Source organism: Mesorhizobium maamorense (assembly GCF_044998965.1).
GTDB lineage: Bacteria > Pseudomonadota > Alphaproteobacteria > Rhizobiales > Rhizobiaceae > Mesorhizobium.
Map to the genome: position 1 here is coordinate 771,927 of NZ_CP173356.1, position 15,684 is coordinate 787,610.

General features: G+C 63.2%; 15 protein-coding genes and 1 pseudogene. 1 reads left to right on the forward strand and 15 read right to left on the reverse strand.

The features are described 5' to 3' along the window. Positions 1-84: 84 nt before the first annotated feature. The 10 genes and pseudogenes from ACIU1A_RS04090 to ACIU1A_RS04135 all read right to left on the reverse strand — a co-directional run. Positions 85-933: pseudogene (locus ACIU1A_RS04090) on the reverse strand (class I SAM-dependent methyltransferase); the annotation flags it as partial. Next, positions 878-1,858: a GNAT family N-acetyltransferase gene (locus tag ACIU1A_RS04095; protein WP_404926673.1), complete on the reverse strand. Its 981-nt coding sequence runs from the start codon at positions 1,856-1,858 to the stop codon at positions 878-880. The pseudogene ACIU1A_RS04090 and the gene ACIU1A_RS04095, both read right to left, overlap by 56 nt. A gap of 8 nt (positions 1,859-1,866) precedes the next feature. Then, positions 1,867-2,931: a glycosyltransferase family 4 protein gene (locus ACIU1A_RS04100; RefSeq protein ID WP_404926674.1), complete on the reverse strand. Its 1,065-nt coding sequence runs from the start codon at positions 2,929-2,931 to the stop codon at positions 1,867-1,869. Next, positions 2,928-3,764 (reverse strand): PIG-L deacetylase family protein, encoded by an 837-nt coding sequence (locus ACIU1A_RS04105; RefSeq protein WP_140497388.1) that lies wholly within the window; start codon positions 3,762-3,764, stop codon positions 2,928-2,930. Before ACIU1A_RS04105 ends, ACIU1A_RS04100 begins: the two co-directional genes overlap by 4 nt. A gap of 7 nt (positions 3,765-3,771) precedes the next feature. Further along, complete coding sequence (locus ACIU1A_RS04110) at positions 3,772-4,698, reverse strand: beta-xylosidase (protein ID WP_404926675.1); 927 nt, start codon at positions 4,696-4,698, stop codon at positions 3,772-3,774. Further along, entirely contained in the window at positions 4,691-5,452 is a 762-nt protein-coding gene (locus ACIU1A_RS04115) for a TIGR04290 family methyltransferase (RefSeq protein ID WP_140497392.1), read from the reverse strand. Before ACIU1A_RS04115 ends, ACIU1A_RS04110 begins: the two co-directional genes overlap by 8 nt. Positions 5,453-5,454: 2 nt before the next feature. Beyond that, complete coding sequence (locus tag ACIU1A_RS04120; RefSeq protein ID WP_140497394.1) at positions 5,455-6,252, reverse strand: sugar phosphate nucleotidyltransferase; 798 nt, start codon at positions 6,250-6,252, stop codon at positions 5,455-5,457. Beyond that, positions 6,252-7,352, reverse strand: coding sequence for a glycosyltransferase (locus ACIU1A_RS04125; RefSeq protein WP_140497396.1), 1,101 nt, complete (start codon positions 7,350-7,352; stop codon positions 6,252-6,254). The genes ACIU1A_RS04120 and ACIU1A_RS04125 overlap by 1 nt, the downstream gene beginning before the upstream one ends. 14 nt (positions 7,353-7,366) lie before the next feature. Next, complete coding sequence (locus tag ACIU1A_RS04130; protein WP_140515201.1) at positions 7,367-7,963, reverse strand: histidine phosphatase family protein; 597 nt, start codon at positions 7,961-7,963, stop codon at positions 7,367-7,369. Continuing rightward, positions 7,960-9,063 carry an inositol-3-phosphate synthase gene (locus ACIU1A_RS04135; protein WP_404926676.1) on the reverse strand — a complete coding sequence of 368 codons (1,104 nt, stop codon included), beginning with the start codon at positions 9,061-9,063 and terminating at the stop codon, positions 7,960-7,962. Before ACIU1A_RS04135 ends, ACIU1A_RS04130 begins: the two co-directional genes overlap by 4 nt. Positions 9,064-9,215: 152 nt before the next feature. On the opposite strand from ACIU1A_RS04135, the gene ACIU1A_RS04140 reads away from it, so the two are divergent. Beyond that, positions 9,216-10,970 (forward strand): hypothetical protein, encoded by a 1,755-nt coding sequence (locus ACIU1A_RS04140; protein WP_404926677.1) that lies wholly within the window; start codon positions 9,216-9,218, stop codon positions 10,968-10,970. Positions 10,971-10,973: 3 nt separating this feature from the next. On the opposite strand, the gene ACIU1A_RS04145 is transcribed toward ACIU1A_RS04140, so the two are convergent. From ACIU1A_RS04145 to ACIU1A_RS04165, 5 genes are all read right to left on the reverse strand, one after another. After that, positions 10,974-11,159 carry a hypothetical protein gene (locus ACIU1A_RS04145; RefSeq protein WP_140497402.1) on the reverse strand — a complete coding sequence of 62 codons (186 nt, stop codon included), beginning with the start codon at positions 11,157-11,159 and terminating at the stop codon, positions 10,974-10,976. Positions 11,160-11,298: 139 nt separating this feature from the next. Further along, positions 11,299-12,339 carry a UDP-glucuronic acid decarboxylase family protein gene (locus ACIU1A_RS04150; protein WP_404926678.1) on the reverse strand — a complete coding sequence of 347 codons (1,041 nt, stop codon included), beginning with the start codon at positions 12,337-12,339 and terminating at the stop codon, positions 11,299-11,301. 23 nt (positions 12,340-12,362) lie between these two features. Continuing rightward, positions 12,363-13,466 (reverse strand): glycosyltransferase, encoded by a 1,104-nt coding sequence (locus ACIU1A_RS04155; protein WP_140655449.1) that lies wholly within the window; start codon positions 13,464-13,466, stop codon positions 12,363-12,365. Next, entirely contained in the window at positions 13,466-14,557 is a 1,092-nt protein-coding gene (locus tag ACIU1A_RS04160) for a glycosyltransferase (protein ID WP_404926679.1), read from the reverse strand. The genes ACIU1A_RS04155 and ACIU1A_RS04160 overlap by 1 nt, the downstream gene beginning before the upstream one ends. Beyond that, positions 14,554-15,684 carry a glycosyltransferase gene (locus ACIU1A_RS04165; RefSeq protein WP_404926680.1) on the reverse strand — a complete coding sequence of 377 codons (1,131 nt, stop codon included), beginning with the start codon at positions 15,682-15,684 and terminating at the stop codon, positions 14,554-14,556. Before ACIU1A_RS04165 ends, ACIU1A_RS04160 begins: the two co-directional genes overlap by 4 nt.

Below are 15,684 nucleotides of genomic sequence, written 5' to 3' on the forward strand. Positions count from 1 at the left end.
CGGCTTTTCGCCATCGATGACGACCTGCAATCCGTGACGTTGCGCCAGGCGATATATATCGGAGCGGTCCAAAAACAGTGATTCGCGATATGAGTAGTTCAGCAAGGCCAGCCTGCCCGGCCTTTTGAGGACGCGCGCAATTTCGCCGAAATGCCGCTCCGCCACGCCGGCTAGCACCAGATAGGGGAAACTGTCGACCGCCAGAACGCAGTCGAAACTCGCGTCGCCGAACTCCGCCAGATCCAGGCCTGAGGTCCGCCGCAACTCTACATTGCCAAGCGCTGCGCATTGCTCACGGGCGATCGATATCATCCTCGACGATATGTCGATACCGACGACCCGCCCACAGGACGCCGACAGCGCGCGTTCGAAACGCCCGATGCCGCAACCGATGTCCAGAATGCTGCGTCCAGCGCCGGTGAAGTCTTGCGCTGTCAGCCATGTAACGATTTCGTCGGTCGTGGCTGCCAGCCTTTCCTCATCGCCAAGGGAAGCCAACTGGACACTCGCCACCCGGGAAATCGCTGCCGCGGCATCAAAGCCCGAGGCCAGCCGCGTCACGACATCTGCATCCGTCTCGTCGTCGTCGCGTTCGTGACGAACGGCAGAACCCGTTTTCTGCAACGTGGCAAAAACCTCCGATCCGCGGCGAAGCAGCCCGGCTATCTGCTGGAGCCTTTCCCTGTCTCGAGTATCGACCGGATCGATCTCCGCCACGATCTCCGCCAATTCGACTGCCCCGATGCCTGGGTGGAGATGCAGCGCCAGCCTGGCGATGACGGCCTCGGCACTGACAGCGTCCGCCATACAGTCCTCGACCGCCAGCCTGACCGCTATCCGGCGGCGCACGGATGTTGGTTCCAACGAAACCATGGTCTCATTTCCGCGTCCAAGTCCTTCGCATCGTCCACCTGTCGCCAGCGCCCCAGCCATATTTGTACGGCTCCTGGCCGCGCAGGAAGTCGAACTCGCGCGCACCTTCGCGGATCGATTCGGCGATTGCGTGGCCGACCAGGATCGCGCCTGGACTTTCCTCGGCATAGGCAGGATCGAAACCGCCAAGATAGGCATAGGCACGGCCGCGATGGTGAAATCCGTAGTAGACGCCGATTGGCTTGCCGTCGATGGCGAGCACCCAGCGTCGGGTCAGATCTCGAGCGTCGAGCAGGGGAAGCGAGCACCTGTGGAATTGCTCGACGGCGAGGTCGGCCAGCACGCCGCCTCCGTTTCCGGCCCAGCGCGCGCCGTGCAGGCCTATCAGGTGGTCGAGGAACAGTTGAGGATCGCCTCGTACCGGCGACAACTCGACCCGGCCGCGTCTGGATGCGGCGCGGCGCGCCCGGCGCAACTGGCGTCTGCGCCGGGCAGGGACGCAGCCCGCCAGCGTTTCATCGCCGTCGGTGGCAAGCACGGGACAAACGGCGTGGCCGACCAGTCCATCGGCTTTCAATTCGGGATGTTCGATCGCCAGACCGGCACTGCCTTGCGGCAGATCCGGCAGGATCCACTGCGACCACTCGATCGAGAGTATCTTCTCTGCAAGGGCAGCGGCGACCTGGGCCTCGCTGCCGGGCACACACAGCACGTCCAGATAGTCGCTGAGGGAAATGCCGATCGGAAGCAGTTTCGAGCCTTCCGTGCCATGTTCGAGATAGAGCGGCGCCAGGCCCACCAGATCGTTGCCGCGCCAGATGGCGACCGTCGCCAGCTCCCCCGGAGCGAATGTGCGCCACCACGGCAGCAGCCAGGCGGGACATTGAAAGGGCGTCGCCGACGAACTCTGCTCCCACAGGTTCCACCAGTGCGGCGCCAGTGCATGCAATTGCTCTGGATCGCCGATGATCTCGCTGCGCAGCATCTGCTCTTTCACCGCACCGCGGCGAGACGCCTGCGGTCGGCGCCGAGCCGGGCCAGCGCCAGATAGGCGCTCATGTAGGACGAGATCATGCGCTCGAGCGAAAACCGCCGGCGCGCCTCGCTTCGGCACGTCTCGGCATCAAGGCTGGGTGCCGCGACAATTGCTTGCGCCATCTCGTCGACATTGTTGACGATAAAGCCGGTCTTGCCGTGCTCGACCACTTCGGGAAGCGCACCATTTGGAAAGGCGATCACCGGTGTGCCGCAGGCGAGTGCTTCCATCGCGACCAGCGAACTGGTCTCGGCGGCGAGGCTCGGAACGACCAGGCAGCGTGCTGCATTGAGCAAGCGCCGCTTGGCGATGAAGCCGAGCGGACCGAGGAAGCGGCGCCGACGATCGAGGCGAGGTTCGACCTCATCGCGAAAGTACTGGGTATGCGTCTCGTAAGGATAGACCCGCCCGCCGATGACCAGCGGCACATCAGCCTGCCTGGCGGCATCCAATGCCAGGTGTATGCCCTTTTCCGGGCAGATGCGGCTGAGCACGACGGCGAAGTCGCCCCTGGGCCGCGGCTGGTTCAGCGCGTCGATATCGACACCATTCGGGATCGGGGCAACCAAGCTTGCGTCCGGCGGTGCGGTTCTTTGCTGGGCTGACGAGACGGCGTGAAGCCAGAGATCGTCGCGCCCTGGGCGCAGCGCCCCGGCCGGGTACCAGTCGAGCGGCAGGTGAAGCGTCACCAGGGTCGGACCGTCGGCAGGCAGGTAGGCGTCGAAGTCGATGCCATGCAGGTGAACCACGTCGATCGGCCATTGGGCGCGGGCAGCGGCGATTGCGGCGCGATGGGACTCCTGTGCCCGGTTTTTTGCTGACTGGTCGAGCACGCCGGCTTCGGCGGGCGTTTCCACCAGAATGCCGCTTGCACTGGAACCCTGGCAGCCGATGACGATGGACCGGTGACCGGCGCGGGTCAGGGCCTGATCGAGCATTGACAGCACCTGCTCGGCGCCGCCAACGGCGTTCGGTCCCACCGGCGCGAGAGGATAGGCAACATTGAGCACTGTGAGCGTCATGGCTGGTCGAGCCGGAGCGCCTCGTGAGCACGGGCGCTTGCATGCAGCCAGGTGCCGGGCTCGAAACCCAGCGGCAGCGATTCATAGTAGAGCCTGCCATCGTTGGGCAGCTTCAGGAAATCATAGGTCGGCGCCAGCCGGAAACGCTCGGTGCGGGTCGAGAACGGCGCCAGCGTCCGCTGCTGCGTCAGGTGGCTGGCCAGCATGCGCTGCTTTTGCTGAAAGGCCGCTTCGGTCAGGCAGACCTCTATGCAATCACTGCCGGTGCCGCTGGCGAAATCCTGAAATACCGGACCGTCCGGGCCAGCCGAATAAAAGGCCATTTCGATGATGGTGGGCACGGGCCGGCGGTCACGGCGCAGAAGATGGCAGGCCGCGTGAACGGCAAAAGCGGTCGCGTCGTGGTCGGGATGGCCTCCCTCGAAAGGATGTGTGCAGACGAAGCGGATGTCGGGTTCGCAAACAAGGCAGGCGAGTTCCTGCGCGAGCGCCACGAGATTCGCCGCAGCCTCCTTGTCGGGATAGCCAAGAGCGGTCAGGCCCGATGGCGATATGCCGGCCGCGGCCAAGGCTTCCGTCAGTTCCGCACGGCGGGCATCGGCATAGTCCTGCCATGTCTCGAAACCATGCGCTTGCGCGTCGGCAAGATCGCGTGGTGCTCCGTCCGTGACATGGACGATGCGGCATGACCGCAGTCCGGCAAGATGCCCGCCGATGCCGATCGTCTCGTCGTCCGGATGCGCGACGACGACCATGATGGCGGAGCCATGTGCTGCGTCACTGCCCGTCAACAGGGCCGCGAATTCGCCCAGGGTTGCCGACGGTTGATGCATGGGGGCCTCACGCTGCCGAGGCTCGCCGCTTCGACGTGGAAGCCACGCCGGGCGCGTAGCGGCGGATCATGGTTGCACAGAATTCGGCGAATTCCTCCGGCACCAGCGGCGGACTGGTGTGGTGAGGCATCATCCCGCGATGCTCTGGCGTGAAGCAGAAGGTGACGGTCACGTCGAAATCGGCGAGCGCTTCCATCTGTCGGTCGAACCAGTTCAATGCATTCGGCCTGAAACTGTCGGCCCAGGAAAGTCCGGTCCGCATATTGGTGACCCCGAGCCGCTTCATCCAGGCGACGGCGTCGTCCAGCCGCGGGTCCTCGAAATGAAACCACTGCACCAGCCCCATCTCGGGCGTATGGCGCAGGAATTCCTCCAGTGCCGGTTTTGGCGTGCCGTCCTGGCGCAGCAGCCCCATATGGAAGTGACGATAGTAGGAGGAGCCTTCCGCTTCGCGATGGCGCGTTGTTGCTTCCCATTCGCGCGGAAGATCATAAAGGCTGTACCACTGGATGCGCGGAGCGTTGCCGAGCAGCAATTCAGCGGTGCGCCTGAGGCCCCAGACCTGGATCTCGTCGGCGCCGAAGGTCGATACGCCAACTTCGCTGACCCAGATCGGGAGATCGGTGACGGCCGCGATCTCACCGATCTTCTGTGGCCATTCCTGGATCTGCCACAGGTTCCAGTCGAGCGGAAAGCCATGCACCGCGACGGCATCGACGTAGTCCAGCAATCTGAGTTCCTTCATGCGCGTGACGAAGCCGGGGTCGATCGGAGAGATGCCGCCGAGCACCTTGGTCAGGGCCGGGTTCTCGGACGCTATCGCATCCGCCGACAACATTGCCATGGCGGCGAAGCGGCTCCAATCGGGGTCGAGCTCGGGATCCCAATGCGATTTGTTGTTGGGCTCGTTCCAGATCATCGCGGCTTCAATCATGGATCTGTCCTTTCGACGGGTAGACGGCGCCGCCGCCGGCCGGATCGCCGGCGGAACGGCAAAAATAAACCTCCTGCTCGGGGTGCAAAAAAATCTCGAAGCCGGCGCTGCGCAACATCGCTTCGGTGCAGGCGCGGTTGGGAATCCACCAATTGGTCGGATCGTCGGCATATCGATGTTCGATGAAATGCAGTTTCGGAAATTCCGGCCGCTCGAACAGGTCGTGCGTCCAGAAATGATAATTCTGCTCAAGCGCAGGCAGATCGGCGCTGCCGCGTTGCATGGACTGGAAGATCATCAGGTCGCCGGCGACATGCCCGCGGATCAGGTCGAGCGCGAGCAGGGGATGGCGCAGGTGGTAAAGAACCCCCATGAACAGCACGATGTCGAATGTCTCGCGCAGGGCGCCGACGTCATAAACCGAAAGCTTCTGGAACTCGATGTCGCAGTCCGCGATCTCGGCGGCAAAGCGCGCCTGTGCCAGATAGGCCTCGTCGAAATCGATGCCGAGGACGCGACCGGCGCCGCGCCGTTTCATTTCGATGGAATAGAAACCGGCATTGCAGCCGATATCGAGCACGGACTTGCCGGACAGGTCGGCTGGAATGGCATAGGCGAACTTGCGCCATTTGACCAGCGGGTAGTTACCGAGAAAATGGTCCGGAGCAGTTTCGACGCCGGCCAGTTCCATGTTGTGGAACCATGGGCCGAGGGCATCGATACGGCGTTGGATTTCAGCATGGGAATGCAGCATGGCTAAGCTCCTTCGCCCGGAACGGCATGCGAATGTGCCGTAGGCGCGATCATCGTGGGCCGGTGCTGTTTGGACGCAGCATCGTCGTCGAGCAGCCGAAGGGCCGCGCGATAACCGTTGAAAGTGCCGACATCGACGTAGGCGGCCCCTGCCTTCACCCCATACGCCTGACCGCCCGCCGTCAGGTAGGCGTTGATCAACGTGCCGATATATTCGTCATAGCAATCCCGCTCGCGCCAGAGTGCCGCGAGCTGGTGCAGGACATGGCCCGGCATCTTGAACGCGCCCCATATCCAGTTCGTCGCCGCGTCCTGCCGCTTGACCTGGATTTCCCGCACCCGGCCCTCCTCGTCGAGAACCACGGCATCGAAGAATTCCGGCCGATCCACCGGGAAGAGCAGGAATGACAGCCGGTCGTCCGGCAGACGGCAGAAGCCGTCTTCGGGAAACCAGATCGTATCGGGAAGCCCGATCAACACCGTCTCGTCCGGTGCGACGAGGGGTGCTGCCCGGAAGATGGCGTCGCAAAGGCCAACAGGGTTGGGTTGTACCACGAACAGAGCGGTCGCCGCTCCGTAGCCCGCGGCATAGTATTCGAGAATGTCGGATTTACCCGATCCGATGATGAAACAGACCTTGTCGACGCCGGCGCGCACCATCCGCCGCACCAGGTACTCGCTTACGGCACATGGGCGCTCTGTCTGTCCATCGATCCGGCTCCCGACCGGCAGCAGCTCTTTCGAGAAGCCGAGCGGTTGAATGCGGCTGCCGCGTCCGGCAGCGGGCACGATGCCCAACATCAGACTGCTTCCTTCATCGGTTCGCCGGCCGACCTCTGCAAGGCTTCGTTCAGGATGCGATCTAGTTCCGCCGCGCGCCGCGTGGATGTGTGTTCGTCCAGAACCCGTTCACGCGCACGGCTTCGAATTGCATCGAGCTCGTGCGATGGCAGTTTGAGCGCCGCGATCACGTCGTCTGTGTCGTACGCCAGCAGGATCTCGCTACCGGGTTCGAAGAAACTGCTGAGGCCCGGCCAGGTGTCGGTGACGATCGGCACGCCGCATGCCGCTGCTTCGAACAGCCGGCCCGAAGGGCACCACCCCTTTTGCGCCATCGCCTCGCGCGTCACATTCAGCGTCAGGCGGGACGACGAAAAGAAGGCTGGATGATCTGCCGGCGGAAGATGCCTGACGAAGAAGATGTTGTCGCTCCACGGGAATTCCTGTGGATATTGTGCACCGCCGATGATGAAGCGGTGGTCAGGCAGGAGTGCGGCCGGACGGACCAGCAGTTTCTCGACGCCGGCCTGGCGATCTGCCGCATAGGTCCCGAGATAGGACAGATCGCCCGCAAATTCCGGCCTAGGTACTGCCGGCCGGTGTTGGTCGGGATCGACATGGCCATAGAGCGGCACCACGTGGCGTGCACCGAGGACCGACTTGAGTGCATCGATTGCCGAGCCGCCCGTGTAACTCAGGACGAGATCGAAATCGGCAAGGCCCTCGGGCCCGAAATAGGGTGGGCGTTCACCTTGATCGAGGCGCGCCAGAGTGACCGGAGTGTCCAAGTCGTAAAAGACGCGCAGCCCGCGGCATGCCTGCTGCGCCAGGCGCGAAGCGTCCACGGCGTCGGGACAGTAGGAGGTAATGATGACGACGTCGGATTGCTTGATCGTCTGCTCCGCGACCCTCCGGATGTCCTCCCAGTCGGGGTAGAGCACGATATTGCCGCCATCCAGTTGATCGAGGTCCCGCGCACCGGCATAGTAGGGGGTGTTGCGCTCGAAAAAGGTGATGGACCAGCCGTGCCGGGCCAGCGCGCGGATCAGGCCACGCCACAGGGTGGCGTGGCCGTTTCCCCATGAAGACGTGACGGTGAGACCGAAAATGACCATCTGCATCCGGCAAGTCCTCGTCAGGCAAGTTCGTTCAGACGGATGAGCTTTGCTCCCCAGTCTCCGGACACGATCGTCGTGATTGAGGCGGGGTCGATATCGAAGCGAAAACTGTCGCCGACGGGCAGACCAAGCACATGGCAGATGGCTGCCTTGATCACGTCGGCATGGCTGATCAGCGCGACGCATTGATTCTGATGCCGCTCGCGAGCCTGATCCATCAGCGAGACGATACGCTGTTGGACATCTAGCATGGTTTCGCCGCTTGGGGTGCTTGCTTCCTGCCGCCGGCTGTTCCACGCCTGCCAGCCGGCATCGCCGTTCAGCTCCTCGAACGTCTTTCCCGACCAGATGCCGAAGTCGATCTCGTCGAGTTCGGCGCAGATCGCGATTTCGCCGACATTGCAGGCAGTCGCGATCGGCTTGGCGGTTTCCTGCGTGCGCTCGCGTGGGCTGCACCAGATAGCGGCAATCGGCTCGCGGGCCATGCGGCGGCCAAGATGCGCCGCCTGAGCCCTGCCGGATTCGCCAAGGCGAACTCCGCCCATCCGTCCGGCCAGATAGGAGCCGACATTGTCGTGTGCCGCGTGCCGGATCAGGAAGAAGGTCGTCGTCATTCCGCGGCATCGAGCATAGGCTCGTCCCTGCCTGTGATGAATGCGAGCGTGCGCTGCCGAGCTTCGGCATCGGTGAACTGCTCAGGCGGAGACTTCATGAAATAGCTGCACGGACCGGTCAGCGCGCCGGCGATGCCGCGGTCAAGCGCCAGCTTGGCGCAGCGCACGGCGTCGATGACCACGCCGGCCGAATTGGGCGAATCCCAGACTTCCAGCTTGAGTTCGGCGTTGAGCGGCACTCCACCGAAGGTCGTGCCTTCAACCCGGATGTAGGCCCATTTGCGATCGGTGAGCCATGGCACATGGTCACTGGGGCCGACATGAATGTTGCCCGGCTCCAGGGGAACATCGAACTGGCTGGTCACGGACTGCGTCTTCGAGATCTTCTTCGATTCCAGCCGCTCGCGTTCCAGCATGTTGAGGAAATCGGTGTTGCCGCCGAAGTTCAACTGATAAGTGCGGTCGATGCGGACGCCGCGCTCGCGGAAGAGATTGGCCAGCAACCGATGCACGATTGTCGCGCCGACCTGGCTCTTGATATCGTCGCCGACCAGCGGCAGCCCGCGTTCCTCGAAACGCAGGCGCCATTCGGGCCGTGACGCGATGAAAACCGGTATGCAGTTGACGAAGGCGCAGCCGGCCTCGAGGGCGCATTCGGCATAAAAGCGCGTCGCTACCTCCGACCCCACCGGCAGGTACGAGACGAGCACATCGGCACCGCTGTTCCGCAGGATTTCGCTGACATTGGCAACCGGCTCCGGCGCTTCCTCGATTTCCGTGCGCAGATATTTGCCGATGCCGTCCAACGTGGGGCCACGCTCCACGCGAACCCCGGTTGCAACCGCATCGGCAAAACGGAACGTGTTGTTCGGGGCGCTGTAGATCGCTTCGGCCACGTCGCACCCGACCTTGCCCTTGGCGACGTCGAACGCACAGACGACCTCGATGTCATCGACGTGGTACCCGCCGAGATCGGCGTGCATCAGCCCGGGGATCGGCTCGTTGCCTTTTGCGTCTCGGTAATAGGAAAGGCCTTGCACCAGGGAGGATGCGCAATTGCCTACACCGACGATACCGACACGAACTTTCTTCGATCCCACGAAATTGCCGTCCTGTGCTGTCCAAGGTAAGTTCCTGGGCCCGAACCGTCAGCTTGCCGGAATGTTCCTTGGCATGTGGAAAAATTGCGCGCGGCAGGATGGATCAAAGCCGCGCATGCGGCGTTGGCGCACGGCGAGCTTGGAATCGGTGGATGATCGTCTACGGCGACCACAAACGAACGGAAGACGCGCGACAGCTTCGCGAGGCTGCAAGCGAAATGGCTGAAAGCCTCGATTGCAGGCCCTGCGGCATTCAACGCCACGCTGCGCTGGTAGGGTTGTTCGTCAAGGTCTCGGAACTGGTCCAGGCACTGGCCGACGTCGAGTTCGAGGCCCGCGGCGGGGACACCCCTTCGCCGAGGCAGCGGCAAGGTGCCAAGCTGCTGGTCGGCCTTGCGGCGGAAGTGGCGAGGTCCTGGCGAAGCGGCTTCACAGTGACCGGCGCCGTCGATCCCATGCTGAGGCATATGCTGGCCGCGCTCGACTGCCGGGGCAAGGTTCTTACCGGCACGGCCGAGGGATACGCGCATTATGCGCTCTATCCTGAAAGCTATCTCGGCGCGGCGCGGGCATCAGGCCTCGACGCGAATACATGCGTCATCGGCATCCGCAGCATTGGCCTCGGGCTTGCCGCCCTGGTCGCCGCGGCGATCGACGCGCCGGTACCCATCAGCGTGCGCCCGATCGGCCATCCTTTCCGCAGGTATGTCAACGCCGACCCGGAATTGATCAGCGCCTGGAGGGACAAGCCCTCGGCTTGCTTCGCTGTCGTCGACGAGGGCCCCGGCCTGTCGGGCAGTTCGATGCATGCCGTCGTCGCATGGCTGCGGCGGCTGGGCATCGATAGGGATCGCATTCACCTGTTCCCCAGCCATTCCGGCGGCCCAGGTGCCGAAGCCTCTAAGGAGGTTCGTGAGACATGGTCGGGTTGCCGCAAACATGTGGCGCGGGCCTTCGAACGCACCTTCCCGGGCGGCGCGCAAATGCCGACGCTACGCGATTGGGTGGCGGAGGCTGCCGGCAGCCCGCAATTGGCCCTGACCGAAATATCCGCTGGAGAGTGGCGAAACCTCCACTACGCCGAGGAGAGGCTCTGGCCGCCGAGTCAACGCGGCATCGAGCGGCGAAAATTCCTGGCGTCCGCGGGACGCGATCGGTGGCTCGTCAAATTTGCCGGCCTCGGTCAAACCGGGCAGCGCAAGATGCAAACCGCGGAGATGCTGCACGAAGCCGGCTTCGGACCGCAGATCGTCGGGCTTTGTCACGGTTTTCTGGTTGAACGGTGGATCGAGGGAAAGACAATGGATCAGGCAAACCTGTCCAGAGACAGGCTTGTCGCGGAGCTCGCACACTATCTCGCTTGGCGTGCGGCCAATCTCAGAACTCCGGAACTGGGTGCTGGATTGCCGGAACTCGCTGAGATGGCCGTCCACAATGGCGCCGAAGCCCTGGGTGAGCGGCGCGCGGCGGAGCTGCGGAACTGGTTCTCGAAGCGTGCCCCTGCGCAAGCGCTGCCACGGGTCGAGATCGACGGAAGGCTTCACCCGTGGGAGTTTCTCGTTTGTGCCGACGGGACGTTGATCAAGACGGATGCCGTCGATCACTGCCGGGGACATGATTTGATCGGCTGCCAGCCCATAGAGTGGGATATTGCCGGCGCTCGCGTCGAATATGGATTTTCCGACAGCGAGCTAGCGACGTTGGTCCACCGCATGGAAGCCGGGGAGCGGCTCAATATCGATACCGGCCTCATTGACTGTCTCGAACCTTGCTACCTGGCGTTTCAACTGGGACTCTGGGACGTTGCTGCCCGATCCGAGCATGGCCCGGAGAAGCCAAGGCTGGTAGCTGCGGCAACGCGGTACAAGAAAGGGCTGCTACGCTTCCTGGAGAGGTCCGGGCCGTGACGATCAGTCCAGTCTCCGCAGCATGTCCGCTTCGCGTTCGAGAATGGTGGCCACTTCCTCGCGCTGCAGATGCGTCATCATTAGGCTGACGCAGCACTCGAGATAGGTGATGGAGGCCCGTCGCAGAAAGGCAGCCGTCTCTCTTTCCGCAATCTGCTCGATATCCTTTGCGGATCGTTTGGGTTGCACAGGTCCGTTCTCCATAGCGGGATCTCATCGTCAAACCCCGAGCTTGCCAGGATGTTCCGCGCAATCCGCAAAAGTGCGGCAGGAGGCATGACCGTGCTTGAGCGGTCATGCCGGAACACGTGGCTGCGGCGGCCTGGCCTCAGGCCGGAAGGTTCTGCAACCTGCCCGATCTTGCGTTTGTCGCAATAGCTGTCATCCGGCCGTCGATCCCGCTGGTTTCGAGATTGGAGAAGTATTCGATCGTCTGCATCAGCCCTTGCCTGAGCGGCACTTTCGGCGTCCAGCCGAGCAGCGCCTTCGCACGCGAGATGTCGGGCTGCCTCCGGCGGGGATCGTCTTGCGGCAAGGGCAGGAATTTCAGATCCGATTTGGTTCCGGTCATGTCTCTCACCATGGATGCCAGTCGCATGATGGTGAATTCTCCGGGATTGCCCAGGTTGACAGGTTTTCCGGGATTGGGGTCGAGATCCATCAGGCGCATCATACCTTCGATCAGATCGGAGACGTAGCAGAAGGACCTTGTCTGCAACCCATCACCGAATATCGTCATCGAGCGCTTCTCAAGCGCCTGCATGATCAGGTTCGAGACGATGCGGCCGTCGGCGGGGTCCATCCTGGGACCGTAGGTATTGAAGATGCGAGCCACGCGAATATCGGCTTTTGCCGCTCTCAGATAATCGAAGCAAAGCGTTTCGGCGGTGCGCTTGCCTTCGTCGTAGCAGGCGCGCGGGCCGGTGAAGTTCACATGGCCAACATAGTCTTCCCGTTGCGGATGTTGTTCCGGGTCGCCATAAACTTCACTTGTCGACGCCTGCAGGAATCGCGCATTGTTGCGGGCGGCGAGTTCGAGCAGGTTGAGCGTTCCGATGACGCAGGTGCGTGTCGTGTGTATCGGATCGGCCTGGTAGCGCGGCGGCGAAGCAGCGCATGCCAGGTTGAAAACGCGATCGACCGGCTCGCCGAGGTTCAGCGGCCGGCAGATATCCTGCTCGATCAGCCGGAAGCGCGGCTGGTCCATGATCGAGACGATGTTGTCCATGCGGCCGGTAAGGAAATTGTCGACGCAGATCACACGCCAGCCGTTGCGGAACAACGTTTCGCAAAGATGCGAGCCGAGGAAACCCGCGCCGCCGGCGACAAGCACTGTCTTCGCCCTTCGCGCTTTTCTTGTTTGCCGCATCGCTGTTTTCTCCTGTCTTTCAGTCATGCTGCGGTTCCGATATCGAGATCGATCATCGCCGCTCTCGGTCGTGTCAGCAGCGACACGAATTCGCGGGCCCTGGCCGCACCGGTATGTGCTGCCAGGACGAGTTCGCGCGCCCGGCCGGCCATGGCGAGCCGGGCGCGCTCGGATTCCCTGAGCAGGATATCGACGATGTCATCCGCCTTGTCGGCCGTGCGGATCGCCGAAGCAGGAAAGAAGCTGTCGAGACCCGGCCAGCGATCGCTGATAATCGGCGTGCCGCAAGCGGCAGCCTCGAAAAGCCGTACGCTGGGCGACCATCCGGCGGCGATCATCGATCTGCGCGTGACGTTCAGCGTGTAGCGCTGGCGGCTATAGAATGCGGCATGGTCGGCCGGCGGCAAATGTTCGATTCGTTCGACATTCTCAGGCCAGACGATGTCGGACGGATATTGCGAGCCGGCGACGACGAAACGGCGCTCCGGCATGCGCCGTGCGGGCTCGAGCAACAGCGCGTTGAGCGTTGCCTGCCGGTCGGTGCTGTAGGTGCCGAGATAACCGAGGTCCCAGCCGACTGGGTCGGCGGTTCGGTGATGCCGTTGCGGATCGACCGAACAGTAGAGCGGTTCGGCACGGCGCGCACCGAAATCCTGCGCCAGTCGGCCAAGCGTCGGCCCGCCGGTGAAGGAGAAATAGACATCGAAATACGGAATCTGGCGCCGACTAAGATAGTCGCATTCATCCGTCGAAAGCTTTGCTAGGGTCACCGGCGTGTCGATGTCATAAAAGCAGAGCGCCCCTTTGCAGAGCGCCGCGGCAATGTCGATGACCGCGCGCCCCTCCGGAACGAAGGACCCGACGACCACGACATCGGCCTGTTGCAGGCGTCGTGCCCAGTCCTGTTGCAACTCCTGCGTCGTTTCGTAGTAGCGCAGAGTGCAGAAATCGGGATCGCGCAAGTCGCGGTGATTGGCATACCACGGCACGTTGCGCTCCAGGAAGGTCACGCGGTGACCGAGTTCATGCAGGCCTTTCAGCAGGCCTCGAAATGTCGTGGCGTGGCCGTTTCCCCAGGACGAGGAGAGGGACAGGCCGAGAAAGACGATGTTGAGCCGCTTGGTCATTACGCCGCCTCCACGGTCCCGCGCTCGAAGTGCCGCCTCAAGACCGTATCGGTCACGGCCGCTCTCATGGCGTAGGTATGTTCACCGCGGACGCGGCGCAGCGCGGACGCGCCGATCGCCTTTGCCCGGTTGGGGGTCAAGGTGCGCATGATTTCGGCGACATCGCCGCCGTCGCGCGCGACCAGAATCTCCTCGCCGGGTTTCAGGAACAGTTCGACGCCCAGCCATGCATCCGTGATGAGGCAGGCACCGGCGCCCGCCGCCTCGAAAACGCGGGTGGCGGGCGAAAAGCCGTTTGCGGCCATGCTGTCGCGGCTGATGTTCAATACGGCCTTCGGCGTGACGTTGAAGGCGTTGTGGTCGCGGGTGCCGACGTGGCCGAGCCAACTGACATTGCCGGGAAGCGGCTTGTCGCCCCAGCCCGATCCGCCAAGCAGGAAACGCTGCTCCTGCAAACGGCTGGCCGGATCGAGAAAAAACGCCTCGACGCGCGCCTCACGGTCCGGCAGCCGGTTTCCGAGGAAGGCGAGGTCGCAAGCAAAACGCGCCTGACTGGCGACTGGATGATGCGTTTCAGGATCAAGCGCATTGTAGATCGGCACGCATTCCTTCGCTCCCATGGCGCGATAGGCCCAGACCACTGGGTCGCCACCGCCATAGGTCAACACAAGATCGATTTGCCGCAGCGCGGCATGCAGCGGATGGTCCGGTTCATCGCGCAATTGGCCGAGCGTCGCTGGAGCATCCACGTCCCAGAACACGACGAGCGCGTCAGGACGCGCGTGATCGAGCACGGCGCGCAGCAGCGCCTCATCCTCGAAACCGACGCCGCTCGCCTTGACGACGATATCCGCCTCGGCGGCGCGCGCCGCCACCTGCATCAGCGCGTGCCGGGTCGCCTCGTACACGACGACGGCGCACCAATCCGGCGCCTCGATGTCGCGGTTGTTCCGGCGGTCATAGACGTCAGGTTCATAGAAGGTGATTTCGTAGCCGAGTTGGGAAAGCGCCTTGAGCAACCCACGGTAATAGGTAGCGGCGCCGTTCCAGTAGGACGACAACAGGCTCGATCCATAAAAAGCGATCTTCATTCAGCAGCTTCCTTTGCGGCGGTCGGATTGGTGATGTGTTGAGGTCCGCATTCGGCGAGCACGCCGAACAACTCGTCCACGCGGTGCCGGCATGTGTGCCGCAGGCGGATGGTCTCGAGACCAGACGCCGCCAGGGAGGCAGCGAAATCCGCGTCGCCGAGTACGGCCCGGAGGTGTCGCCGCATCTGGGAGCCATTGTCCGCAAACAGGAAATCGACGCCTGGTCTGAACAGTTGCTCGGTGTCGGACCACGGGGCGGAAATCAGCGGAATGCCGCAGGCGAGCGCCTCGAACACGCGGATGGTCGGAATGCCGGGCAGGCCTTCCCGATAGGGGCGGCGCGGAACATGCACCGTGACACGATGCGCTGCGAACGCTTTCGGCACGTCGGCATTGGCGATCCAACCTTCATGGCGTAGGCCGGCGGCTGCGAGATCGGCGAGCGCCTGCCTGGGGTAGCGCACGCCATGAACGGTGGCATCGAGGCCGAGTTCGTACACCGGCTCGATCAGAAATTCCTTGAGCTCCGCGGTACGCTCGTCGTCGCCCCAGTTTCCAATCCAGATCAGATCGGAGGTCGGGCGGATCTCAGGATGCGGTCTGAACAGGCGGTCGTCAGCCGCCTCGTGCCAGGTGAAGACGCGTTTGCCCCACCCGGCGCGCAGGTAGCTCTCGCGCAACGCTTCGCCAAAGGCGAGAACGCCGTCGTAATGCTCCAGCTGGAGCGCCGAGATCGCCTCGGTCGCCGACACGGCGCGGTGGTGGGTGTCGTGAAACAGGAGGATGAAATTGCCGCCGCTGGCCCTGGCGCGACCAATGCGCGCGACGAGGTCCGGCTCGGTCCATTCATGGACGACCACCACGTCCGCATCGGCGATCCAGGCCTCGTGGTCAAAGCCGGCATCGTAAGTCACCGGCATCAGCTCGGGGAAATCGTTCCTGAAGCGCTCGATGGCGAAGGAGCCCTTCTCGGCCAGCAGATTCGAGCGGCTCCAGCCGTCCGCCGGCTCCAGCGCGATCGCCTGATGCTGGCGTGCGACCAGCTCCCGCATGACGCCGCGCAGGAAATGTGCGTTGCCGTGGTTCCAGTCGGAAACGACCGAATGGGTATAGAACAGAAAGCGCAT